The sequence below is a fragment of the Streptomyces sp. IBSNAI002 genome (assembly GCF_052244475.1).
Lineage (GTDB): Bacteria > Actinomycetota > Actinomycetes > Streptomycetales > Streptomycetaceae > Streptomyces.
Genome location: NZ_JBQPXG010000002.1, coordinates 6504191 through 6528263, shown reverse-complemented (window position 1 = coordinate 6528263; position 24073 = coordinate 6504191). Strand labels below are relative to the sequence as shown.

At 71.0% G+C, this 24073-nt stretch carries 17 protein-coding genes; 10 read left to right on the top strand and 7 right to left on the bottom strand.

Going from position 1 to position 24073, the window contains the following annotated elements:
* Window positions 1-19: 19 nt before the first annotated feature.
* Both ACTVZO_RS30965 and ACTVZO_RS30960 read left to right on the top strand, forming a co-directional pair.
* Window positions 20-1426 (top strand): FAD-dependent oxidoreductase, encoded by a 1407-nt coding sequence (locus ACTVZO_RS30965; protein ID WP_443301452.1) that lies wholly within the window; start codon window positions 20-22, stop codon window positions 1424-1426.
* A gap of 58 nt (window positions 1427-1484) precedes the next feature.
* Window positions 1485-2474 carry a hypothetical protein gene (locus ACTVZO_RS30960; protein ID WP_443301451.1) on the top strand — a complete coding sequence of 330 codons (990 nt, stop codon included), beginning with the start codon at window positions 1485-1487 and terminating at the stop codon, window positions 2472-2474.
* Window positions 2475-2516: 42 nt separating this feature from the next.
* Here the strand turns inward: ACTVZO_RS30960 and hemE are convergent, their stop codons facing one another.
* Window positions 2517-3620 carry a uroporphyrinogen decarboxylase gene (gene hemE, locus ACTVZO_RS30955; RefSeq protein WP_443301450.1) on the bottom strand — a complete coding sequence of 368 codons (1104 nt, stop codon included), beginning with the start codon at window positions 3618-3620 and terminating at the stop codon, window positions 2517-2519.
* Window positions 3621-3711: 91 nt separating this feature from the next.
* On the opposite strand from hemE, the gene ACTVZO_RS30950 reads away from it, so the two are divergent.
* From ACTVZO_RS30950 to ACTVZO_RS30925, 6 genes are all read left to right on the top strand, one after another.
* Complete coding sequence (locus tag ACTVZO_RS30950) at window positions 3712-4368, top strand: DUF3000 domain-containing protein (protein WP_443301449.1); 657 nt, start codon at window positions 3712-3714, stop codon at window positions 4366-4368.
* Window positions 4369-4641: 273 nt separating this feature from the next.
* Window positions 4642-5304, top strand: a complete 663-nt coding sequence (locus tag ACTVZO_RS30945) for a helix-turn-helix transcriptional regulator (protein ID WP_069922445.1) — start codon at window positions 4642-4644, stop codon at window positions 5302-5304.
* A gap of 124 nt (window positions 5305-5428) precedes the next feature.
* Window positions 5429-6712, top strand: a complete 1284-nt coding sequence (locus tag ACTVZO_RS30940; protein WP_443301448.1) for an HRDC domain-containing protein — start codon at window positions 5429-5431, stop codon at window positions 6710-6712.
* A gap of 245 nt (window positions 6713-6957) precedes the next feature.
* Entirely contained in the window at window positions 6958-8184 is a 1227-nt protein-coding gene (locus tag ACTVZO_RS30935) for a thiolase family protein (RefSeq protein WP_443301447.1), read from the top strand.
* Window positions 8181-10310 (top strand): 3-hydroxyacyl-CoA dehydrogenase NAD-binding domain-containing protein, encoded by a 2130-nt coding sequence (locus ACTVZO_RS30930; RefSeq protein WP_443301446.1) that lies wholly within the window; start codon window positions 8181-8183, stop codon window positions 10308-10310. Before ACTVZO_RS30935 ends, ACTVZO_RS30930 begins: the two co-directional genes overlap by 4 nt.
* Before the next feature lie 92 nt (window positions 10311-10402).
* Complete coding sequence (locus ACTVZO_RS30925; protein ID WP_443301445.1) at window positions 10403-11443, top strand: LCP family protein; 1041 nt, start codon at window positions 10403-10405, stop codon at window positions 11441-11443.
* A gap of 4 nt (window positions 11444-11447) precedes the next feature.
* On the opposite strand, the gene ACTVZO_RS30920 is transcribed toward ACTVZO_RS30925, so the two are convergent.
* The 6 genes from ACTVZO_RS30920 to ACTVZO_RS30895 all read right to left on the bottom strand — a co-directional run bounded on the left by ACTVZO_RS30920 (window position 11448) and on the right by ACTVZO_RS30895 (window position 19943).
* Complete coding sequence (locus ACTVZO_RS30920; RefSeq protein ID WP_443301444.1) at window positions 11448-12944, bottom strand: amino acid permease; 1497 nt, start codon at window positions 12942-12944, stop codon at window positions 11448-11450.
* Between the two features lie 116 nt (window positions 12945-13060).
* Window positions 13061-14977, bottom strand: coding sequence for a 1-deoxy-D-xylulose-5-phosphate synthase (gene dxs / locus ACTVZO_RS30915; protein WP_443301443.1), 1917 nt, complete (start codon window positions 14975-14977; stop codon window positions 13061-13063).
* Window positions 14978-15228: 251 nt separating this feature from the next.
* The gene (locus tag ACTVZO_RS30910) at window positions 15229-16542 is read right to left on the bottom strand and encodes a sugar ABC transporter permease (RefSeq protein ID WP_443301442.1); all 1314 of its coding nucleotides are present in this window, start codon (window positions 16540-16542) and stop codon (window positions 15229-15231) included.
* Entirely contained in the window at window positions 16539-17327 is a 789-nt protein-coding gene (locus tag ACTVZO_RS30905; protein ID WP_069922436.1) for an ATP-binding cassette domain-containing protein, read from the bottom strand. Before ACTVZO_RS30905 ends, ACTVZO_RS30910 begins: the two co-directional genes overlap by 4 nt.
* 170 nt (window positions 17328-17497) lie before the next feature.
* Window positions 17498-18610 (bottom strand): sugar ABC transporter substrate-binding protein, encoded by a 1113-nt coding sequence (locus ACTVZO_RS30900; protein ID WP_443301441.1) that lies wholly within the window; start codon window positions 18608-18610, stop codon window positions 17498-17500.
* Between the two features lie 118 nt (window positions 18611-18728).
* Entirely contained in the window at window positions 18729-19943 is a 1215-nt protein-coding gene (locus ACTVZO_RS30895; protein WP_443301440.1) for an ROK family transcriptional regulator, read from the bottom strand.
* A 617-nt stretch (window positions 19944-20560) separates the two neighbouring features.
* On the opposite strand from ACTVZO_RS30895, the gene mgtA reads away from it, so the two are divergent.
* Together mgtA and ACTVZO_RS30885 are read left to right on the top strand one after the other, a co-directional pair.
* The gene (gene mgtA, locus ACTVZO_RS30890; protein ID WP_443301439.1) at window positions 20561-23308 is read left to right on the top strand and encodes a magnesium-translocating P-type ATPase; all 2748 of its coding nucleotides are present in this window, start codon (window positions 20561-20563) and stop codon (window positions 23306-23308) included.
* A 33-nt stretch (window positions 23309-23341) separates the two neighbouring features.
* Window positions 23342-24064: an MgtC/SapB family protein gene (locus ACTVZO_RS30885; RefSeq protein WP_443301438.1), complete on the top strand. Its 723-nt coding sequence runs from the start codon at window positions 23342-23344 to the stop codon at window positions 24062-24064.
* Window positions 24065-24073: the final 9 nt, after the last annotated feature.

Here is a 24073-nt window from a genome sequence, read left to right as displayed (position 1 = left end):
CGAAGGGGCGGTGCGGACGATGGCGGCGGCAAGGGAACGACTGGTGGTGGTCGGAGGTGACGCGGCGGGCATGTCCGCCGCGTCACAGGCCCGGCGGCTCAAGGGCCCGGCGGAGCTGGAGATCGTCGCCTTCGAGCGCGGGCACTTCACCTCGTACTCCGCGTGCGGGATCCCGTACTGGGTCGGCGGGCTGGTCCCTGAGCGGGACGACCTGATCGCCCGCACCCCCGAGGAGCACCGGGCCCGGGGCATCGACCTGCGCACCCGTACCGAGGTCGTGGAGCTGGACCTGGCCGGAGCGCGGGTCCGCGCCCGCGATCTGGACACCGGATCCGAATCCTGGACGGGCTACGACAAGCTCGTCCTGGCGACGGGCGCCCGCCCGGTCCGCCCCCCGCTGCCCGGCATCGGCGCGCACGGGGTGCACGGCATCCAGACCCTGGACGACGGCCAGCGCCTGATGTCCGACCTGGACCGGAAGGAGGACCCGGCCGGTGCGCGGGAGCGCCGGGCGGTCGTCGTCGGCGCGGGCTACATCGGCGTGGAGATGGCGGAGGCGCTGGTCGGGCGGGGGTACGAGGTCACCGTCCTGCACCGCGGCGAGCAGCCGATGGCCACCCTGGACCCGGACATGGGCGGCCTGGTGCACAGCGCGATGAACGGCATGGGGATCCGTACGGTCTCCCGCGCCGAGGTGACGGAGATCCTCACCGACGAGCAGGGCCGGGCCCGCGCGGTGGCCACGGCGGCGGGCGAGGAGTACCCGGCGGACGTGGTCGTCCTCGGCATCGGCGTGGAGCCGCGCACGGCCCTGGCCCGCGCCGCCGGTCTGCCGCTCGGCTCCTCGGGAGGCATCCTCACGGATCTGTCGATGCGGGTCCGGGGCCACGGGAACATCTGGTCGGGCGGCGACTGCGTGGAGGTCCTGGACCTGGTCGCGGGCCGCACCCGGCACATCCCGCTGGGCACCCACGCCAATAAGCACGGCCAAGTCATCGGCTCGGGCGTGGGCGGCGGTTACGCGACCTTCCCCGGGGTGGTCGGCACGGCGGTCAGCAAGGTCTGCGAGCTGGAGATCGCCCGGACGGGGCTGCGCGAGCGCGACGCGCGCGAGGCGGGCCTGCGCTTCGTGACGGCGACCATCGCCTCCACCAACACGGCGGGCTACTACCCGGGCGCGGCGGAGATGACCGTGAAGATGCTGGCGGAGCTGCGCACGGGCCGCCTGCTGGGCGTGCAGATCGTGGGCGCGGCGGGCTCGGCGAAGCGGGTGGACGTCGCGGCGGTGGCGCTGACCGCCGGCATGACGGTGGAGCAGATGGTCTCGCTCGACCTGGGCTACGCCCCGCCGTTCTCCCCCGTCTGGGACCCGATCCTGGTCGCGGCCCGCAAGGCGGTCTCGGCGGTGCGTGCGGCGGGCGCCTAGGCTGGGAGGGAGCTCTCGCCTCGGGGACCGTTCGGGACCGCTCGGATGAGGTGACGCCATGCGCGCTCCCAGGGGAATCCTCGCCACCGCCACCGCCGCCGCCCTCGCCGCCGCGTGCCTGCTGCCCGGACCGGTGCTCGCCGCGCCCGCCGCCTCCGCCGCCCCTCCGGCGGACGGTCCCTGCGCGACCTCGCTGCCGGACAGCTTCTGGCGCGCCCCCGTCGACACGCTTCCGGTGCACCCGGACTCCGCCCGGTACGTCTCCTCGATCGGGTCCGCGGCGCCCCTGCACCCGGACTTCGGCTCGGGACGGGTCGAGGGGCAGCCCTTCGGCATCCCCATCACCGTCTCGGACACCCGGGTGCCGGAAACGCAGGTCACCCTGGACTACCCGGAGGAGAGCGAGACCTCCGGGTACCGGATCCCGCAGGACGCGAGGGTCGAGAACGGGCCGGCGAGCGAGGGGGACCGGCACGTGGTCGTCTGGGACCGCGACGCGTGCAGGTCCTACGAGCTCTTCGACGCGAGGCAGCGGAGCGCCGACGCCTGGCACGCCGGCTCGGGCGCGATCTTCGACCTGCGGTCGAACGCGCTGCGTCCCGACGGCTGGACCTCGGCCGACGCAGCCGGCCTGGCCATCCTCCCGGGCCTGGTGCGCTACGACGAGGCCGCGGCCGGGAGCGTCGACCACGCGATCCGCATCACCGTGCCCCGCTCGGACCGGAGCTACGTCTGGCCGGCCCGGCACCAGGCGGGCGCCGCCGCGGACGCCTCGCTGCCGCCCATGGGGCTGCGGCTGCGGCTCAAAGGCTCGGTGGACACCTCGCACCTGCCACCGCAGGCCAAGGCGGTCGCCGAGGCGCTCAAGACCTACGGCGCCATCGTCGCGGACAACGGCTCGCCCTGGTACATCACCGGCGAGGAGCACTCCGGCTGGGACAACGCCCAGCTCGACGCGCTCAAGGATTTCAAGGGATCCGACTTCGAAGCGGTCGACGCGTCCGGACTCCGGCTGTCGCCGGACTCGGGAGCCGTCGCCCCGGGGTGATCCCCCCGGGACGCGCCGACCGTACCGCTCGCGGCCTTCGGCTCAGCGGGCCGTCTTGGTGTGGACGTAGTCCACCAGGCGGGTCAGGGCGTCCGGGTCCGTCGTCGGGAGGACTCCGTGGCCCAGGTTGAAGACGTGGCCCTCCAGGCCGGCGGCGGCCGCGAGGACCTCGTCCGTCTTGGCCTCCACGGCCTCGGTGGTGGAGAAGAGCACCGCGGGGTCCAGGTTGCCCTGGAGCGCCTTGCCCGGGCCGACCCGGCGCACGGCCTCGTCGAGCGAGACCCGGTAGTCGACGCCCATGACGTCCGCGCCCGCCTCGCCCATCAGGCCGAGGAGCTCGCCCGTGCCCACGCCGAAGTGGATGCGCGGGACCCCGTACGAGGCGACGGACTCCAGGACCTTCGCCGACGCCGGCATCACCGAACGGCGGTAGTCCGCCGGGGAGAGGGCGCCGACCCAGGAGTCGAAGAGCTGGATCGCGGAGGCGCCGGCCTCGATCTGGACCTTGAGGAAGGCGGAGGTGATCTCCGCGAGGCGGTCCAGCAGGTCCGCCCAGAGCTGCGGGTCCCCGTACATGAGGGCCTTGGTGTGCTCGTGGTTCTTGGACGGGCCGCCCTCGACCAGGTAGCTCGCGAGGGTGAAAGGCGCGCCCGCGAATCCGATCAACGGCGTGGCGCCCAGTTCACCCGTGAGCATGCCGATCGCCTCGGTGACGTACGCGACGTCCTCAGGGGTGAGGTCGCGCAGCTGTGCGAGGTCCTCGCGGCGGCGGACCGGCTGGGCGACGACGGGGCCGATGCCCGGCTTGATGTCCAGGTCGACGCCGATGGCCTTGAGCGGGACCACGATGTCGGAGAAGAAGATCGCCGCGTCGACGTTGTGGCGGCGGACCGGCTGGAGCGTGATCTCGGTGACCAGGTCGGGCCGCATGCACGACTCCAGCATCTGGGTCCCCTCGCGCACCTTGCGGTACTCGGGGAGCGAGCGCCCGGCCTGCCGCATGAACCACACCGGGGTGTGCGGCACCGGCTCCCGTCGGCACGCCTTCAGGAAGGCGGAATCGTACGTCTGACTCGGCTGGCCCGTGAATGGGGTCTCCCCGGCGCCGGCGGAGCCGTGCGCGAGGGGAAGGTCGTTGGCGCTCACGACCCAAATCTTCGCACGTATGAAGAGTTGCCCGGCCCGGTGCGGGTGTCCCTGCGCCGTACGGGCGCCCGTTCCGCCTAGTCTTCCCCGCATGGCTGCGGCTCAGGGACGATTTTCAGATGGCGCTGACGGTATGGACAGCGCGGAGGAGAGCTCCGTCCCGCTCCCGTTCCGGCGGGCGGTCGAGGGCTTGAAGAAGGCCCGGCTGCGTCCGGGGATCGAGATCGACCCGACCAAACCGCCCCAGAGACTCGCGCCGTACGCCTACGCCCTGGAGGCGGCGGTCGTGGACGGCGAGGAGGACCTCGCCGACGGCCGGCTCATCCTGCTCCACGATCCGGCCGGGCACGACGCCTGGCACGGGACCTTCCGGCTGGTGACGCTCGTACGGGCGGAGCTCGAGCCGGAGATGGCCGCGGACCCGCTCCTCCCCGAGGTGTGCTGGTCCTGGCTGACCGGGGCGCTGGAGGCGCGCGGGCTGGCGTACGGGGAGGCGAGCGGGACCGTGACCATGGCGAGCTCGCACTACTTCGGCGGGCTCGCCGAGCGGCGCCCGGCCACGCAGATCGAGATCAGAGCCTCGTGGACGCCTCGCGAGGGCGTGGGCGGGGTGCCGGACACCTCGGCGCACCTGGCGGCCTGGTGCGAGCTGCTGTGCCAGATCGCGGGGCTGCCGCCGGTGGGGCCGACCGACAGCGTCACGGGCGTGGTCTCCCTGCCACAGCGGCGCGGTCCGCACCACCCGTAGGGCGGGGCCGTCCGGCCGACGGGCGGACCCCGGCGGCGGCGAACGCGTGGGCGAACCCCGCTACCGAGTGTCGGAACCGGGCGTCCGCTGCGGGCTTCTGATCACCCTATGATCGATCGTGCGTCCGAATTGCCCGAATTGTTACTCACCAAATCGTGATCATTCCCTAAAGCCGGGCGGGTGACGTGCCGAAGGAGTCAGTGACCATCCGCACGGTTCGCACCGGCTTCCTTCCCCGAGCCGGCCGTCCCGCCACTCCCCCAGGAGGCCTAGGTGTCCGTTCTTCTCGAGCAGCCCGCAAGCCTGGTCGCCTACCGCCCGAACAAGCCGACGGCCATGGTCGTCGTGGCCGACCCGCGCGTCCGTTCCACCGTGACCCGCCATCTGTGGGCCCTCGGAGTACGTGACGTGATCGAGGCGTCGTCCATCGCGGAGGCCCGCCCCCGCGTCGGCAGCCCGCGCGACATCTGCGTGGCCGACGTACACCTGCCCGACGGTTCCGGTCTCACCCTGCTCTCCGAGACCCGCGCCGCGGGCTGGCCGAACGGCCTGGCCCTGTCCGCCGCCGACGACATCGGCGCCGTACGCAACGCCCTCGCGGGCGGAGTGAAGGGCTACGTCGTCACCGGCACGCGGACCAACATCGGGCTCCCCAGCCGGCCCGGCGCCGCCCCCATCGGCGCTGCCGCCGCCCGTATGCACCGCCGCCCCCCGGGTGCCCCGAGCCACCCGGGCGGCTACCGGGAGCTCTCCGGCCGCGAGGTCGAGGTCCTGCGCCTCGTCGCGGAGGGCCAGTCCAACAAGGCCATCGGCGTCTCGATGGGCCTGTCCGCCCTGACCGTCAAGTCCCACCTCGCCCGGATCGCCCGCAAGCTGGGCACCGGCGACCGGGCCGGAATGGTCGCCGTCGCCCTGCGGACCGGAATCATCCACTGACCCGGCCCCGGGGCTCCCCGGCGAACGCCGGGGAAACCCCGGGATACGTCCGCCCTCCCCTCCCGCGCCCGTCGACGGATCGTTCCGGCGACGGGCGCGTCGCATCCACGGATACCCTTGACCGGTGACCGACGCCCAAGAGACCGCAGCAGACCTGCGCACCACCACCGGGGGCGGCCCCCCGGACGATCTCGTCAGTTCGTCCGATGGGCCGCCGATTCCGTTGCTGGAACCCCGTGAGGGGATCCCCCCGGTCGTCGCCGACGCCGACGCCCTCGCCGAAGTGGTCGCGGCCTTCGCCGCGGGCACCGGCCCCGTGGCCGTCGACGCCGAGCGCGCCTCCGGATACCGCTACGGCCAGCGCGCCTACCTGGTGCAGCTGCGCCGCGAGGGCGCGGGCTCCGCGCTCATCGACCCGGTGGGCTGCCCCGACCTCTCCGCACTCGGCGAGGCCCTGTCCGGCACCGAGTGGATCCTGCACGCCGCCACCCAGGACCTGCCGTGCCTGCGCGAAATAGGCATGATGCCCACCTCCCTGTTCGACACCGAGCTGGCCGGCCGCCTCGCCGGCTTCCCCCGGGTCGGACTGGGCGCGATGGTCGAGAGCGTGCTCGGCTACGCGCTGGAGAAGGGCCACTCCGCCGTCGACTGGTCGACCCGCCCGCTCCCCGAGCCCTGGCTGCGCTACGCGGCCCTGGACGTGGAGCTGCTGGTCGACCTGCGGGACGCGCTGGAGGAGGAGCTGGACCGGCAGGGCAAGCTGGCATGGGCCCACCAGGAGTTCGAGGCCATCGCCGCCGCACCGCCCGCGCCGCCGCGCAAGGACCCCTGGCGCCGCACCTCCGGCATGCACAAGGTGCGCCGCCGCCGTCAGATGGCGGTCGTGCGCGAGCTGTGGGAGTCGCGGGACCGGATCGCCCAGCGGCGCGACGTGTCCCCCGGCAAGGTGCTGGGCGACGCCGCGATCGTCGAGGCCGCCCTGGCTCTGCCGGCGAACGTACAGACCCTGTCCGCCCTGCCCGGCTACGGACAGCGCATGGGCCGGCGCCAGCTGGAGCAGTGGATGGCCGCCGTGGACCGGGCCAGGGCCCTGCCCGAGAACGAGCTGCCGCAGCCCGGGGCGACGCCGGCCGGTCCGCCGCCGCCGCGCTCCTGGGCCGACAAGGACCCGGCGGCCGCGGCCCGTCTGTCGGCGGCCCGCGCGGCCGTCTCGGCGCTGGCGGAGGGGCTGAACCTGCCCCAGGAGAACCTGATCACCCCGGACACGGTCCGCAGGCTGTGCTGGGAGCCGCCGCAGCGGCTCGAGGCGGATGCCGTGGCGCAGGCCCTGGCCGGCTACGGCGCCCGCCCGTGGCAGGTCGAGCAGGTCACCCCGGCACTGGTCACGGCCCTGGCCGCGACCGCCTGACCCGCGTCACCGCCCGCAGAAGACCCCCGGCCCGCGCCGGGGGTCTTCTCGTTCCGGGCCGAGGGCGGGGGCGCTGGGGGCCCGCGGCGGCGCCCTCGGCAGTGTGACCTTCGCCGCTCCTCGGGGAGGGGGTGTGCACATGGGTTACCCGCAAGTAGCATGGGCCGGGTGAGCGGGCGCTCAGCCACACCGGCCGAACGCGCCCCCGCGCAGCAGTGCAACCCCGCACCTGGAGGAGAGCCAACGTGCCTCGTACCGTCAGGGACGTCGTCTTTGTCGACGGCGTCCGCACCCCGTTCGGCAAGGCGGGCCCGAAGGGCATCTACAACGGGACCCGCGCCGACGACCTCGTCGTGAAGGCGATCCGGGAGCTGCTGCGCCGCAACCCGGACCTGGACCCCAAGAAGATCGACGAGGTCGCCATCGCCGCGACCACGCAGATCGGCGACCAGGGCCTCACGCTGGGCCGCACCGCGGGCATCCTCGCGGGCCTCCCCCAGTCCGTCCCGGGCTACTCGATCGACCGCATGTGCGCCGGCGCGCTGACCGCCGTGACCGCCGTCGCGGGCGGCGTGGCCTTCGGTGCGTACGACGTCGCCCTCGCCGGCGGTGTCGAGCACATGGGCCGCCACCCCATGGGTGAGGGCGTCGACCCGAACCCGCGCTTCGTCTCCGAGAAGCTGGTCGACGAGTCCGCCCTGTTCATGGGCATGACCGCCGAGAACCTGCACGACCGGTACCCGACGATCACCAAGCTCCGCGCCGACGAGTACGCCGTGCGCTCGCAGGAGAAGGCCGCCAAGGCGTACGCCGACGGCAAGATCCAGCAGGACCTGGTGCCGATCTCGGTGCGCAACACCAACGAGGCCGCGGGTGAGACGGGCTGGGGCCTGGTCACCACCGACGAGCCGATGCGCCCGGGCACCACGCTGGAGAACCTGGCCGGCCTGAAGACCCCGTTCCGCGTGCACGGCAACGTGACCGCGGGCAACGCCGCCGGTCTCAACGACGGTGCCACCGCCGCGATCATCGCGTCCGAGGACTTCGCCCGCGAGAACAACCTCCCGGTCAAGATGCGCCTGGTCTCGTACTCCTTCGCGGGTGTCGAGCCCGAGGTCATGGGCTACGGCCCGATCCCGGCCACCGAGAAGGCCCTCGCGCAGGCCGGCCTGACGATCGACGACATCGGTCTCTTCGAGGTCAACGAGGCCTTCGCGGTCCAGGTCCTGGCCTTCCTGGAGCACTACGGCATCGCCGACGACGACGCCCGCGTGAACCAGTACGGCGGCGCCATCGCCTTCGGCCACCCGCTGGCCTCCTCCGGCGTGCGCCTGATGACGCAGCTGGCCCGCCAGTTCGAGGAGCAGCCGCACGTCCGCTACGGACTGACCACCATGTGCGTCGGCTTCGGCATGGGCGCCACGGTCATCTGGGAGAACCCGAACTTCAACGCCGAGGGAGACTCCAAGTGAGCACCACCGCTGAGCTCCTGAAGGGCGCGGCCGAGCTGTTCCCGGACGAGGTCGTCACGTCCGCGCACGTCCGCCACCTGGACCTGCCGTTCGGCGCCGGGCGCTTCGCGCTCATCACGCTGGACAACGGCTTCGACCACACCAAGCCGACCACCTTCGGCCCGCAGTCCCTCGCCAACCTCAACGCGGCGATCGACCAGGTCGAGCAGGAGGCCACCGCCGGCACCATCGTCGGCGCGGGCATCACCGGCAAGCCGTTCATCTTCGCGGTCGGCGCCGACCTCAAGGGTGTCGAGCTGCTGAAGGAGCACGACGAGGCGCTCGCCATCGGCAAGGGCGGCCACGACGTCTTCAAGCGCCTCGCCGCGCTGGCCGTCCCCACCTTCGCGTACTACAACGGTGCGGCGATGGGCGGCGGTGTCGAGGTCGGTCTGCACTGCACCTACCGCACCGTCTCGAAGGCCATCCCGGCCTTCTCGCTGCCCGAGGTCTTCCTCGGCCTGGTTCCCGGCTGGGGCGGCTGCGCCCTCCTGCCGAACCTGATCGGCGCGGAGCGCGCGGTCTCGGTCATCATCGAGAACTCGCTGAACCAGAACCGCCAGCTCAAGGGCAAGCAGGTCTTCGAGCTCGGCATCGCGGACGCGATCTTCGAGGGCGCGGACTTCCTGGAGCAGTCGCTCCTGTGGACCGCGAACGTCCTGAACGGCACCACCGAGGTCGTCCGTGACGAGATCGACCGCGGCGAGGCCTGGGACGCGGCCGTCGCCAAGGGCCGCTTCATCGCGGACTCCAAGGTGCACGGCGCCGCTCCCGCCGCCTACCGCGCGCTGGACATCATCGCCGCGGCCAAGGACGGCGACCTCCAGGCCGGCTTCGACGCCGAGGACACGGCCCTGGCCGACCTCATCATGGGCGGCGAGCTGCGCTCGGGCATCTACGCCTTCAACCTGGTCCAGAAGCGCGCCAAGCGCCCGGCCGGCGCCCCGGACAAGTCCCTGGCCCGTCCGGTCACCAAGGTCGGCGTCGTCGGCGCGGGCCTGATGGCCTCGCAGCTGGCGCTGCTCTTCCTGCGCCGCCTGGAGGTGCCGGTGGTCCTCACCGACATCGACCAGGAGCGCGTGGACAAGGGTGTGGGCTACGTCCACGCCGAGATCCAGAAGCTGCTCGGCAAGGGCCGCATCAACCAGGACAAGGCCAACCGCCTGACCGCCCTGGTGACCGGTGTCCTGGACAAGGCCGAGGGCTTCGCGGACGCGGACTTCATCATCGAGGCCGTGTTCGAGGAGATGTCCGTCAAGCAGAAGGTGTTCGCGGAGGTCGAGGCGGTCGCCCCGGCGCACGCGGTCCTCGCCACCAACACCTCCTCGCTGTCGGTGTCGGAGATGGCCGTGGGGCTCCGGAACCCGGAGCGCGTGGTCGGCTTCCACTTCTTCAACCCGGTCGCGATCCTCCCGCTGCTGGAGATCGTCCGCGGTGAGCAGACCGACGACGCCTCGCTGGCCACGGCCTTCGGTGTCGCCAAGAAGCTGAAGAAGACCGCGGTCCTCACCAAGGACGCCCCGGCGTTCGTCGTGAACCGCATCCTGACCCGCTTCATGGGCGAGATCCAGAACGTCATCGACGAGGGCACCCCGGTCGTCACGGCGGAGAAGGCCATCGAGCCGCTCGGCCTGCCGATGTCCCCGCTGGTGCTGCTGGAGCTCGTGGGCCCGGCGATCGGCCTGCACGTCTCCGAGACCCTGAACCGCGCCTTCCCGGAGCGCTTCACCGTCTCCCCGAACCTGGCTGCCGTCGTCAAGGCCGGCAAGCGCGGCTTCTACGTCTACGATTCCGGCAAGCCGGAGCTGGACCCCGAGGTCGCCGCCCTTCTCGTCCAGGGCGACTCCGTCCTGACGGAGGAGCAGGTCCGCGACCGCGTCCTGGACGCGGTGGCGCAGGAGATCGGCCTGATGCTGGAGGAGGGTGTCGTGGCCGAGGCCCAGGACATCGACCTCTGCCTCATCACGGGCGCCGGCTGGCCCTTCCACCTGGGCGGCATCACGCCGTACCTGGACCGCGAGGGCGTCTCGGAGCGCGTGAACGGCAAGAAGTTCCTCGCCCCCGGCATCGCGAGCGTCCCGGCCTAGTCCGGATCGCGGACCGGTAGCGCACGGCGTGGCCCGCCCCCGTTCGGGGGGCGGGCCTCGGCCGTTCGAATATCTGTCTAAGATTCACCCCCATGACGGACACGCACGCGCGGCCCAGGCGCCGCCGACGCCGCATTCTGCGGATCACCCTGCTGCTGGTAGCCGTGCTGGTCCTGGGCGCGGCCGGGGCCGGCTGGTGGGCGTACAGCCACCTCGACGGCAACATCTCCAGCGTCGACCTGGATCAGGCGATCGGCGACAACCGGCCGCCGAAGGTGGTCGCGAACGCGCAGAACATCCTGGTGCTCGGCTCCGACTCGCGGGCCGGGGCCAACGGCGACCTCGACCACGGCGACGTCAGCGGGGCCCGCTCGGACACCGCGATGCTGGTGCACATACCCGAGGGCCGGGCCAAGGCGACCGCGGTGAGCATCCCCCGCGACACGCTGATCACCCGGCCCGAGTGCAAGGACCGCGACGGCAAGACCGTGCCGTCGGCGAAGCGGGTCATGTTCAACTCCGTCTACTCGCTCGCCGGTCCGGCCTGCGTGGTCAACACCGTGGAGCAGCTCTCCGGGATCCGCGTGGACCACTTCGTCGAGGTGGACTTCGCCGGCTTCAAGGGGCTGGTCGACGCGCTGGGCGGGGTCACCGTCACCCTCGACAAGCCGATGAGCGGAGCCAAGGGCGGCCTGAAGCTGGACGCGGGCACGCACCGGCTGAACGGCGCCGACTCGCTCAAGTTCGTCCGTACCCGCTACGGCTACGGGGACGGCAGCGACCTCGGGCGCATCGGGCTCCAGCAGCAGTTCATGATGGCGATGCTGTCCGAGATAAAGAAGCAGGACGCCTTCGGGAACCCGGCGCGCCTCTACAAGCTCGCCGACGCCGCGACCAAGTCGCTGACCACCGACTCCGACCTGGCCTCCCTCACCGCGCTCTCCGACTTCGCGCGGAGCATGAAGGGCGTGGACCCGGAGACGATGGAGACGATCATGCTGCCGGTCGCCTACGACAAGGTCGACCCCAACCGCGTCATCGTGGCCGAGCCGCAGGCGACCCAGCTGTGGGAAGCCCTCCGCAAGGACCAGAAGATCCCGGCCTCCGCGAAGGACTCCCCGGCGAAGGGCTGAGCTACTAGTACTTCGCGTCCCGGCCGCTGCGGCCCAGCCGGCTGTGGCTGCGCCCGTACGCGTAGTAGACGACGATGCCGATCGCCATCCACCCGGCGAAACGCGCCCAGGTCTCGGCCGGCAGGTTGAGCATCAGCCAGACCGAGGCGGCGATCGACAGGATCGGCACCACGGGCACCCACGGGGTGCGGAAGGAGCGGTGCAGGTCGGGGCGGGTGCGGCGCAGGATGATCACGCCGAGCGCCACGACCACGAAGGCGAAGAGCGTGCCGATGTTCACCAGCGTCGCCAGTTCGTTGATGCTGGTGAACCCGGCGACGATCGCGATGACCACGCCGAGCAGGATCGTCGGCCGGTACGGGGTGCGGAACTTCGGGTGGGTCACCGAGAAGAAGCGCGGCAGGAGGCCGTCGCGGCTCATGGCGAAGAACACGCGGGTCTGGCCCAGCAGCAGGATCATGCAGACCGTGGTGAGGCCCACCGCGGCGCCGAAGCTGATGATGCCGCCGTACACGGGATGCCCGGCGGCCTTGAAGGCGTCCGCCAGGGGTGCGCTCACCGACAGCTCGCTGTAGTGCTGCATGCCGGTGACCACGAGCGAGACCGCCACGTACAGCACGGTGCAGATCAGCAGCGAGCCGAGGATGCCGCGCGGCATGTCGCGCTGCGGCAGCTTGGTCTCCTCGGCGGCCGTGGCGACCACGTCGAAGCCGATGAAGGCGAAGAACACCACCGAGGCCGCGGTGAAGATGCCCATGATGCCGAAGTCGGTGGGCTCGTAGCCGAAGAGCAGCTGGACCAGTGGGGCGTCGAGCCCCGCGCCGCCCTCCTGTTTGACCGCCTTCGGGATGAAGGGCTCGTAGTTGCTGCCCTTGATGAAGAACAGGCCCGCGATGATCACGATGAGCACCACCGTGACCTTGATCGCGACGACCAGGGCCGTGATCCGGGCGGACAGTTTCACCCCGACGACCAGGACCACGGTCAGCACCAGCACCAGGACGAAGGCCAGCAGGTCGAAGGTGCCGCCCTTGACGTCCGGCCCCTGGAGCGCGACGGGCAGGTGGATGCCCGCGTGGTCCATGAGCGAGCGGACGTACCCCGACCAGCCGACGGCGACCACCGCCGTGCCCAGGGCGAATTCCAGTACGAGGTCCCAGCCGATGATCCAGGCCGGGAGCTCGCCGATCGAGGCGTACGAGAAGGTGTACGCCGAACCGGCGACGGGGACGGTCGAGGCGAACTCCGCGTAGCAGAGCGCGGCGAGCGCGCACACCACGCCCGCGGCCACGAAGGCCAGGGCGGTGGCGGGGCCGGCGGTCTCCTTGGCCACCTTGCCGGTGAGGACGAAGATGCCGGTGCCGATGATGACGCCGACGCCGAAGACGGTCAGGTCCCAGGCCGAGAGCGACTTCTTGAGCGAATGCTCGGGCTCCTCGGTGTCCCGGATGGACTGCTCGACCGACTTGGTGCGGAATGGACTGTTCAGATCCGTACTCACCAACGCACCTCCGAACAAGGTGACGCACGCGGACGGGCCGGGAGGCCCACCCCTTCAAGGGTGATCTCCCGGCCCGTGGCATGCAACCGCGCGTCGGCCCGTCGGCCGATTGCCGTCTAGTCGACGGCGGCGGCCGGCTCGCTGTCGTAGCGCCCGTCCAGCTTGGCCACCAGGCCGGTGACCTGCCGGGCGATGTCCGGAGCGGTCAGTCCGATTTCGGCCATGACCTCCTTGCGGGAGGCGTGGTCGAGGAAGCGCTGCGGGATGCCGAAGTCGCGCAGCGGCACGTCGACGCCCGCGTCCCGCAGGGCCTGCGCGACGGCGGAGCCGACACCGCCGGCGCGGCTGTTGTCCTCGACCGTGACGACCACGCGGTGGCGGTCGGCGAGCGGGGCCAGCGCCTCGTCCACGGGCTTGACCCAGCGCGGGTCGACCACGGTCGTGGTGATGCCCTGCTTGTCGAGCAGGTCGGCGATCTCCAGGCACATCGGGGCGAGGGCGCCGACCGAGACGAGCAGTACGTCCGGGCGGGCGGCCTCGGGGGCCGGGGCGCGCAGCACGTCCATGCCGCCGATGCGGCCGACGGCCGGGACGGCCGGGCCGACGACGCCCTTGGAGAAGCGCACCACGGTCGGCGCGTCCTTGACCTGGACGGCCTCGTTCAGCTGGGCCCGCAGCTGCTCCGCGTCGCGCGGGGCGGCCAGGCGCAGGCCGGGGACGACCTGGAGGATGGACATGTCCCACATGCCGTTGTGGGAGGCGCCGTCGGTGCCGGTGACACCGGCGCGGTCGAGGACGAAGGTGACACCGCACTTGTGCAGGGCCACGTCCATCAGGACCTGGTCGAAGGCGCGGTTGAGGAAGGTCGCGTACACCGCGAAGACCGGGTGGGCGCCGCCGGTGGCCAGGCCCGCCGCCGAGGTGGCGCCGTGCTGCTCGGCGATGCCGACGTCGAAGATCCGGTCCGGGTAGGCGTCGGCGAACTTCTTCAGGCCGACCGGCTGGAGCATGGCCGCGGTGATCGCGACGATGTCCTTGCGCTCCTTGCCGAGCTTGACCATCTCGTCGGCGAAGACGGAGGTCCAGCTGGCCGCGTCGGTGGAGACCGGCAGGCCGGTGTCCGGGTGGATCACGCCGACCGCGTGGAAGCGGTCCGCCTCGTCCTGGACGGCGGGCTCGTAGCCGCGGCCCTTCTGGGTGAGGCAGTGCACGATGACCGGGCCGCTGAAGCGCTTGGCGCGCGTGAGGGCGGACTCGAGGGCCTCGATGTCGTGGCCGTCGATGGGGCCGATGTACTTCAGGCCCAGGTCCTCGAACATGCCCTGCGGGGCGATGAAGTCCTTGAGGCCCTTCTTGGCCCCGTGCAGGGTCTCGTAGAGCGGCTTGCCGACGACGGGCGTGCGCTCCAGGAGGTCCTTGCCGCGGGCCAGGAAGCGCTCGTAGCCGTCCGTGGTGCGCAGGGTCGCCAGGTGGTTCGCGAGGCCGCCGATGGTGGGGCCGTACGAGCGCTCGTTGTCGTTGACGACGATGACCAGGGGGCGGTCCTTGGCGGCGGCGATGTTGTTCAGCGCCTCCCAGGCCATGCCGCCGGTCAGCGCGCCGTCGCCGATGACGGCGGCGACGTGGTGGTCCTCGCGGCCGAGCACCTCGTTGGCCTTGGCGATGCCGTCGGCCCAGCCCAGCACGGTGGAGGCGTGCGAGTTCTCGATCACGTCGTGGTCGGACTCGGCGCGCGAGGGGTAGCCGGACAGGCCGCCCTTGGAGCGCAGGCCCGCGAAGTCCTGGCGGCCGGTGAGCAGCTTGTGGACGTACGCCTGGTGGCCGGTGTCGAAGAGGACCTTGTCCTTGGGCGAGTCGAAGACCCGGTGCAGGGCGATCGTCAGTTCGACCACCCCGAGGTTGGGGCCGAGGTGCCCGCCGGTCTTGGAGACGGCGTCGACGAGGAAGGACCTGATCTCGGCGGCGAGCTGGTCGAGCTCCTCCTGGCTGAGCCGGTCCAGATCGCGCGGTCCCTTGATGCGGGTCAGCAGCACCCGTGCCTCCTTGCAGTTGCTTGCTGGTCTGTCGAGTCTAATGTTCCGTCGGCGGGCGCGGTCATCGGGCCGTCCCGGCTGGGTCACACCTTTGTCATACATGTACGCACCGCCCCGGGGTCACACATCACAAACGGGCGTATACCCGCACAGGCGTACGCGGCCGCGTACGCACGGATGCCCGGCGCCACGCGAAGTGGCACCGGGCACTGTGACGGGTCTTACCGGCGACCCGGGCGAGCGGGCGGGTTTCAGGCCCGTCCGGCCGTCTTCTGGGTCTTGCGCGTGACCGAGTCGATGACCACGGTGGCCAGCAGTACGGCGCCCGTGATCATGTACTGGATCGGAGTCGCGATCCCCTCCAGGGCCAGACCGTACTGGATCGAGGTGATGACCATGACGCCGAGGAGGGCGTTCCAGGTCCGGCCCCGGCCGCCGAAGAGGCTGGTGCCGCCGATGACGGCCGCCGCGATCACGTTCATCAGCAGGTCGCCGGCGCCGGCGCTCTGGTTGGCCGCCGCGATCTTGGAGGCCCAGAAGAGCCCGCCGATGGCGGCGAAGGTGCCGGCGATGGCGAAGACCGCGATGCGGATCCCGGTGACGTTGATGCCGGCGCGACGGGAGGCCTCGACGCTGCCGCCGAGAGCGAAGACGTTCCGGCCGAAGGTCGTGCGGCGCAGGACGAAGTCCGTGGCGACCAGGGCCAGCACGAACAGCACCACCGCGAGCGGCAGGCCCTTGTACTGGTTGAACACGATCGCGGGACCGAAGGTGAACACCGCGAGCAGGCCGGTGCGCAGCAGGATCTCGCCGAGCGGCCGGGAGGGGACCCCGGCGGCCTCGCGGCGCCGGTTGTCGAAGAAGGTGGCGAGGAAGTACCCGGCCACCGCGATCGCCGCCAGGCCGTAGCCGACGGCCACGTCCGAGAAGAAGTACGTGGTCAGCTGCCCGACCACGCCCTCGGAGTCGAGGTTGATCGTGCCGTTGCTGCCGAGGATCTGCAGCATGGCGCCGGACCAGAAGAGCAGGCCCGACAGGGTGACGGCGAAGGCCGGGGCACCGATCTTGGCGAAGAAGAAGCCGTGGATGGAGCCGATCAGGGCGCCGCCGGCGATGGCCGCGAGGATGGCCAGCCATTCGTTCACGCCGTTGGTGACGGCGAGGACGGCGACGATCGCGCCCGAGACGCCGCTGACCGAGCCGACCGAGAGGTCGATCTCGCCGAGCAGCAGCACGAAGATGATGCCGACGGCCATCATGCCGGTGGCGACCATCGTGATGGCGATGTTGGTGAGGTTCTCCGGGGAGAGGAAGTTCGAGTTCAGGCCCTGGAAGATGGACCAGATGATGATCAGACCGAGGACGACCGGGATGGAGCCCAGGTCACCGGCCTTCATCTTGCGCCCGAACTCGCTGAGGTACCCGGACAGGCCCTGCTCGCGGACGAGCAGGCGGGGGTCCACGGCCGGGATGGCGTCCGCCGCCGCGGCCGGGTTGACGACCTCGTGCCCGGCGGCGTCCGCCGCCTTGTCGAGCGGGACGGCGGGTGGGTTGTCGGTGCTCACTTGCGAGCCTCCCCGGTGCGGGCCGCCCGGCGGGTCACGGCGTTGTCCGTGGCTCCCGTGATGGCGGAGATGATCTCTTCCTGCGAGGTGTCGGCGACGGTGAAGACGCCGTTGTTGCGGCCCAGCCGCAGGACCGCGACCTTGTCGGCGACGGCCTTCACATCGGCCATGTTGTGGCTGATGAGGATCACGGCGTGGCCGCGCTCGCGCAGCCGTTCCACCAGGTCGAGGACCTGTGCGGTCTGCTCGACGCCGAGGGCGGCGGTGGGCTCGTCGAGGATCACGAGCTTGGGCTCGCCGAGCATCGAACGGGCGATGGCCACGGTCTGGCGCTGCCCGCCGGAGAGCGAGGCGATGGGGATCCGGACACTGGGGATCCGGATGGACAGCGTGGTCAGGAGCTCGCGGGCGCGGCGCTCCATCTCCACCTCGTCCAGAACACCGCGGCGCTTGAGCTCGCGGCCGAGGAAGAGGTTGCCGACGACGTCGATGTTGTCGCACAGCGCGAGGTCCTGGTAGACCGTCGCGATGCCCAGGTTCTGGGCGTCGTGGGGCTTGCCGATGGAGACCGGGCGGCCCTCCCACTCGATGACGCCGTCATCGATGGGGTGCACGCCGGCGATCGTCTTGACCAGCGTGGACTTGCCGGCGCCGTTGTCGCCGACGAGGGCGACCACTTCACCGGAGTGGATCTCGAGTTCTACGTCGGTCAGGGCCTGAACGGCGCCGAACCGCTTCGAGACCCCTCGCAACGCCAGCACGGGCGCAGCGGACACATGAACCATCTCCTTCGCCGCCTGACCGGCGGGGATGTCGTGCAAAAGAGCAGGAGCGGGGCGAATGGGGGAAGTAGAGGCTGGGGGAACGTTTCTGCCCGGCGCCCCGCGGGTGGCGGGGGAAGAAGGGGCGGGGCGCCGGGCAGGCGCGGGGGCCGCCTCGTGGGCGGCGGGGGGCCTTACTTGAGGCCGAGGGTGGTGCAGGCGGCCGAGTACTTGTCGCTGCAGATCTCGTCGGCCGTGTAGACGCCGTCCTTGATGACGGTGTCCATGAGGTTGTTCTTGGTGAGCGAGACGACCGGGATCAGCACGGACGGGACGCCCTTGGTGGTCGGGCTGTCGACCGTGGAGGTGGTGACTCCGGTGACCTTCTCGCCCTTGGCGAGGGCGACGGCCATCTTCGCGGCGGCCTCGGCCTCGGGGGCGTACGGCTTGTAGACGCTCATGAACTGCTCGCCCGCGACGATGCGCTGGACTCCGGCGAGTTCGGCGTCCTGGCCGGTGACCGGGGGCAGGGTGGACAGGCCGGCCGCCTTGAGGGCGGTGATGATGCCGCCCGCCATGCCGTCGTTGGCGGAGTAGACGCCGATGACCTTGTCCTTGCCGAGCGCCGAGAGGGCGGCCGCCATGTTGGTGTTGGCGTTCTCCGGCTTCCACTCGACGGTGTCGTACTCCTTGCCGATGTTCACCTTGCCGTCGAGGACGGAGTGCGCGCCGGACTTGAAGAGCTTGGCGTTCGGGTCGGTGACCGAGCCGTTCATCATGACGATCTGGCCGTCCTTGGCCTTGTCGCCCAGCGCCTCGAGCAGCGCCTTGCCCTGGACCTTGCCGACCTCTTCGTTGTCGAAGGAGGTGTAGGCGTCGATCGGGCCCTCGGCCAGGCGGTCGTAGGCGACGACCGGGATGCCGGCCTCCTTGGCCTTCTTGACCGAGCCGGCGATGGCCTTGGAGTCCACCGCGTCGACGATGAGGACGTTCACCTTGTTGGTGATCATCGTGTCGACCTGGGAGTTCTGGGTGGTCGCGTCCTGCTTGGCGTTCGCGTAGACGACCTGGCCCTTGCCGCCGGTGAGTTCGGCGACCTTCTTCTCGATGAGCGGCTTGTCGAACTTCTCGTAGCGCGCGGTCTGGTTCTCCGGGAGCAGGAGACCGACCTTGATGGCGTCGCCCGCGGCGGCTCCGGTCTCCTTGGTCTTGTCGCCGGCCTCCTTGGCACTGCCACAGGCGGCAAGCGAAACGGCCATGGCACCGGCGGCTACGGCTACGGCGGCTCTGCGCATACGCGTGTTCATTACCTGAACCTCCCTGACGAGGCCGCAACACTGCGGCCGAGGTGGGTGTGAGTCAACCCCGGCCGCAAGATTGCCGTCAAGGAGTGAATCCTTAACGAGATGACAACGGTGCCATCCGTTATCTAACTGAAGACACGGCGGCTGGAGTTCGCGCTCCACTTCCATGGTCTGACAAAAGGGTCGAATCGCCCATCTCGCTGAGCACCAGGGCGAGTGCGCCCAGCACCTCGGCCCGCCCGCCGAGCGAGCCGGTCAGCACCGACAGCTGGCGGGCGGCGCTCGGGATCGCGTACCTCCCCACGGATTCACGGATGGGAGCCAGGACGAGTTCACCGGCCTCCGCGAGCGAGCCGCCGAGGACCACCCGGCTCGGGTTCAGGAGGTTGCACAGACTGGCCACGCCGCTGCCGACGTGGCGCCCCACGTCGGTGATCACGCGACGGCAGCCCGGGTCCCCGCCCCGGGCCAGCTCCACCACCCGTTCCATCGTCAACTCCGGTCCGTGGCTGCCCTGGAGGAGGGGGAGCACGTACCGGGCCGCCGCGAAGGTCTCCAGGCAGCCGCGGTTCCCGCAGCGGCAGACCGGGCCTGACTCGTCGAGGGTGATGTGCCCGATCTCGCCCGCCGTGCCGCCCGGGCCGCGGTAGATCTGACCGTTGATCACCAGCCCCGCGCCGACGCCGCTGGCCACCTTGATGTAGGCGAGGTCCTTCACCCCGCGCCCGCTCCCCCACACGAGCTCGCCCAGCGCCCCGAGGTTCGCGTCGTTGTCCACGTACACGGGCACGCCGAGGCGCCGCGAGAGCTCCTCGCGCGGGTTGATCCCGGCCCAGCCGGGCAGGATCGCGGTCGAGCCGAGGGTCCCCGACTCCACGTCGATCGGGCCGGGGACGCCTAGGCCGACGCCGATGGCCTTGTCCAGGCTCACCCCGATGCCCGCGATCAGCCGTCCGACCAGCGCTTCCGCCCGGTCGAAGCCGTCCACCCAGGAGGCGTCCACGTCCAGCGGCTCGGCCTCCTCGGCCAGCACCTGATGGGCGAGGTTGCCGACGGCCACCCGCAGGTGGGTGTGGCCGAAGTCCACGCCGATCACGATGCCCGCGTCGCCGCTGAGCGACACGCTGCGGGCCCGTCGGCCGCCCGCCGAGGTGTCGGTGACCTCGACGGTCCCGCCCTCCTTGAGCTCACGGACGATGTTGGAGACCGTGGCCGCCGACAGTCCGGTGGCACGGGCGATCTCCGCCTGGGTCAGCGAACCCGCGAGCCGCACCGCCCGCACGACCCGTTCGAGATTCGCGCGATGCAGCGAGGACTGCGATCCGGGAGTCTGCACGACTCATCCACTCCTGCCCATAAGCGACGGCCAGCCGTCGCCCCCCGGCCGGGGGACGGCGCTGCGCGCTCCGAGACCCCGGCGTCTCTCCAACTTGTGAACCTTAAGTCGAGCCTTTGCGCATCCAGACGTCAAGAGGCTGACACAGGACCAAACCACCACATCGGCCATAAGAGGGAGAGAACGGTCGCATGGATCGTGCTACGGTCGCTGAGGCGCCGGTCCTCTGCGGCCTTTCCGGCCGGACCGCGCCCCGTAAACGACAGCGCTACGCGAGGAGGTGTTCGGGATGAGTCCCGATCGAAGTCCTTGCCGCGCTCTCGCTCTCGCCGGCTGATCCGTCGGTCCTTTCCGGTCCACGGGTCCGGTCATCCACCGGTCCGCCGACCCGTCGGCTTGCCCCTGAGCGCGCACGGTCGCGGCGATCCGCCGCAGCTCCGTGCGTTTCGCGTTTCCACCTTCCCTTCCGCACGCCCTGATTCTTCTGTCAGGCATACGTCATCCATGCCCCCGGCGCATCCCGTGGCCCGTCCGCGGCACCTTGCGCCGACCCATGATCACTCCACGTGACCGCGCGGCTCCGTGCTGCCCGGACGCAGTGGAGGGAGGTATTCGCCATGACCATGCTCACCCCTCGCACCCCCACGAAGCTCGCTCCGCCGGGCCGGACCCGCCGCGAGCGCAGGGCCGCCGAGCTGGAGTCCCGCACCCGCCTCGTCGGCGAGCGGCTCACCGAGCTCAGCGCCCGCCCGGGCATCCACGCCCTGCAGTCCGTCGACGCCTCGCGCAACGGCCTCACCCACGCCGAGGCCGCGCTGCGCCTGGAGCGGCACGGCCGCAACGTCGTCGCCCAGGAGCGCGCGCCGTTCTGGTTCGTCCAGCTGGCCAAGGCCTACTGGAACCCCTTCATCGCCGTCCTGGTCTTCCTGGCCGCCGTCATGTACTGGCAGGACCCCGAGGACCCGGGCGTCATCATCCTCTCCGTGATGGTGGGCATCAGCGGGCTGCTGCGCTTCTGGCAGGAGTACCGCTCGGGGCGCGCCGCCGACGCGCTGAAGAAGCTCGTCACCACCACCTGCGCGGTGCAGCGCCGGGCCGGCAGCGGCTCCGGGCCCACCACCTTCGAGGTGCCCATGGACCAGGTGGTCCCGGGCGACGTGGTCAAGCTCGCCGCCGGCGACCTGATCCCGGCCGACCTGCGGCTGATCACCTCCAAGGACCTGATGGTCGGCCAGGCCGCGCTCTCCGGCGAGTCCCTGCCGGTCGCCAAGGCCGACGCTCCCCGTCGCTCCGCCGGGGGGACCCCCGCTGCGGAGGACCTCGGCCAACTGGAGACGACCGACCCGGTCGAGGCCGACAACCTGTGCCTGATGGGGACCTCGGTCACCTCCGGCACCGCCACCGGAGTCGTCGTCGCCACCGGCGCCGACACCTACTTCGGCTCGATGGCCGGCTCGCTGGTCGGCGAGCGCCCGCAGACCAACTTCGACAACGGCGTGCGCAAGGTCAGCTTCCTGCTGATCCGCTTCATGCTGGTCATGGTCCCGGTGGTCTTCATGGTCAACGGGCTGACCAAGGGCGACTGGAACGAAGCCTTCCTCTTCGGTATCGCCGTCGCCGTCGGCCTGACCCCCGAGATGCTGCCGATGGTGGTCTCGGCCAACCTGGCGCGCGGCGCGGTCGCCATGTCCAAGCGCAAGGTGGTCGTCAAGCGGCTCAACGCCATCCAGAACCTGGGCGCCATGGACGTGCTCTGCACGGACAAGACCGGCACCCTCACCGAGGACCGGATCGTCCTCGACCGCTACCTCGACGTGCACGGCGACGAGGACAACGAGGTGCTGGAGTACGGCTACCTCAACTCCCACTTCCAGACCGGTCTGAAGAACCTGATGGACCAGGCGGTCATCGACCGCGTCAACGAGGCCGAGGAGGTTGTCGTCGACGCACGGTTCTCGATGGTCGACGAGATCCCCTTCGACTTCGCCCGGCGCCGGATGTCCGTGATCCTCAACCGCAACAGCATCGTGGGCGACCTCGGCCGCTCCGAGCACGTCATGATCACCAAGGGCGCCGTCGAGGAGGTCCTCGGCCTCTGCACGCACATGACGGACCGCGGCGAGAAGGTCGAGCTCACCGAACAGCTGCGGTGGCACGTCACCCGCATCGCCGAGGACAACAACCGCAAGGGCCTGCGGGTCCTGGCCGTCGCCACCCGCACGATCGCCGCGCCGCGCGACACCTACACGGTCGCCGACGAGGACGGGCTGACGCTGATCGGCTTCCTCGCCTTCCTCGACCCGCCGAAGGCCGACGCCGCCCGGGCCCTCCAGGGCCTGGCCGACAAGGGCATCGCGGTCAAGGTGGTCACCGGCGACAACGACCTCGTGGCCGCCCGGGTCTGCGCCGATGTCGGCATCGACGTGGGCCACGTGGTCCTCGGCTCCGAGATCGACGCCCTCGACGAGCCGGCGCTGCGCGCGCTGGCCGCCCGTACGACCGTCTTCGCCAAGGTCAACCCGGTCCAGAAGGCGCGGATCGTGCGCGCCCTGCAGGCCGACGGGCACACCGTCGGGTTCCTCGGCGACGGCATCAACGACGCCGCCGCGCTGCGCGACGCCGATGTCGGCCTCTCCGTGGACACCGCCGTCGACATCGCCAAGGAGTCGGCCGACATCATCCTGCTGGAGAAGGACCTGACCGTCCTGGAGCAGGGCGTGGTCCAGGGCCGGACCACCTTCGGCAACACGATCAAGTACATCAAGATGACGGCGTCGTCGAACTTCGGCAATGTCTTCTCGGTGCTGGTGGCGAGCGCGTTCATCCCCTTCCAGCCGATGCTCGCGATCATGCTGCTGGTGCAGAACCTGGTCTACGACATCTCCCAGCTGGCCACCCCGTGGGACCGGATGGACGAGGAGTACCTGCGCAAGCCCCGCAACTGGGACTCCAAGGGCATCTTCCGCTTCATGGTCACCATCGGCCCCGTCAGCTCCATCTTCGACATCTCGATGTTCCTGATCATGTGGCACGTGTTCGCCGCCAACAGCGAGGCGAGCCAGTCGCTCTTCCAGTCCGGCTGGTTCATCGAGGGCCTGCTCTCGCAGACCCTGATCGTCCACATGATCCGTACCCGGAAGATCCCCTTCATCCAGTCCCGGGCCTCCTGGCCGGTGATGGTGATGACGGTCCTCGCGGTGCTGACCGGCCTCTACCTGCCGTTCTCCCCGCTGGCCGGCTCGCTGGGCTTCGTGGCCCTGCCGGCGAGCTACTTCCCGTGGCTGATCGGCGTGCTCCTCGCGTACTGCACGCTCACCCAGCTCGTGAAGACCTGGTACATCCGCACGTTCAACACCTGGCTCTAGGGCCGCAACCGAGGAGAGAGAAGGGAGAGGCCGATGCGGCTCACCGAATGGGACATGGCCGCGCACCTGGCCGCCGCGCTCGGACTCGGAGCCGTCATCGGCCTCGAACGGCAGTGGCGGGCCCGGCTCGCGGGACTCCGGACGAACGCCCTGGTGGCGGGCGGTGCGGCCCTGTTCGTGCTGCTCTCGCAGTACGGGTTCCTCAGCGCGGCCTCGGAGGTGAACTACGACGGCTCCCGGGTCGCCGCCCAGATCGTCTCCGGAATCGGCTTCCTCGGGGCCGGCGTGATCATGCGCGACGGGCTGAGCGTCCGGGGCCTGAACACGGCCGCCACCCTGTGGTGCTCGGCGGCCGTGGGCTGCCTGGCGGGCGTGGGCCTGTTCGTGCTGGCGGTCTGCGGCACGGCGGGCGTGGTCGGGACCAACCTCGTCCTGCGCCCGCTGGGCCGCCGTCTGGACCGCGAGCCGCACGGCGGCGCCGAGGTGGCCACCGACTACCACTTCGAGGCGGTGTGCCTGGAGGAGGAGGAAGCCCACATCCGCCACCGGCTGGTGGACGCGCTGGCCCGGCCCGGCTACCAGCTCCGGGAGATCCGCAGCCAGGACGGACCGGTGCCGGGCCGGGTGACGGTGTCCGCACTGCTGACCGCCGAGGGCGAGAAGGGCAAGGCGCTCGAGGAAGCCGTCAGCAACCTCTCGCTCGACCCCTCGGTCTCGGCGGTCAGCTGGTCGGTGGTGCCGGATCCGGCGGCCTGAGCCGGTCCG

Coding starts and splice junctions, on each gene's coding strand:
- ACTVZO_RS30965 (WP_443301452.1), top strand. CDS start 20: ATGGCGGCGGCAAGGGAACGACTGGTGGTGGTCGGAGGTGACGCGGCG.
- ACTVZO_RS30960 (WP_443301451.1), top strand. CDS start 1,485: ATGCGCGCTCCCAGGGGAATCCTCGCCACCGCCACCGCCGCCGCCCTC.
- ACTVZO_RS30950 (WP_443301449.1), top strand. CDS start 3,712: ATGGCTGCGGCTCAGGGACGATTTTCAGATGGCGCTGACGGTATGGAC.
- ACTVZO_RS30925 (WP_443301445.1), top strand. CDS start 10,403: ATGACGGACACGCACGCGCGGCCCAGGCGCCGCCGACGCCGCATTCTG.
- ACTVZO_RS30905 (WP_069922436.1), bottom strand. CDS start 17,327: ATGGTTCATGTGTCCGCTGCGCCCGTGCTGGCGTTGCGAGGGGTCTCG.
- ACTVZO_RS30900 (WP_443301441.1), bottom strand. CDS start 18,610: ATGAACACGCGTATGCGCAGAGCCGCCGTAGCCGTAGCCGCCGGTGCC.
- mgtA (WP_443301439.1), top strand. CDS start 20,561: ATGACCATGCTCACCCCTCGCACCCCCACGAAGCTCGCTCCGCCGGGC.
- ACTVZO_RS30885 (WP_443301438.1), top strand. CDS start 23,342: ATGCGGCTCACCGAATGGGACATGGCCGCGCACCTGGCCGCCGCGCTC.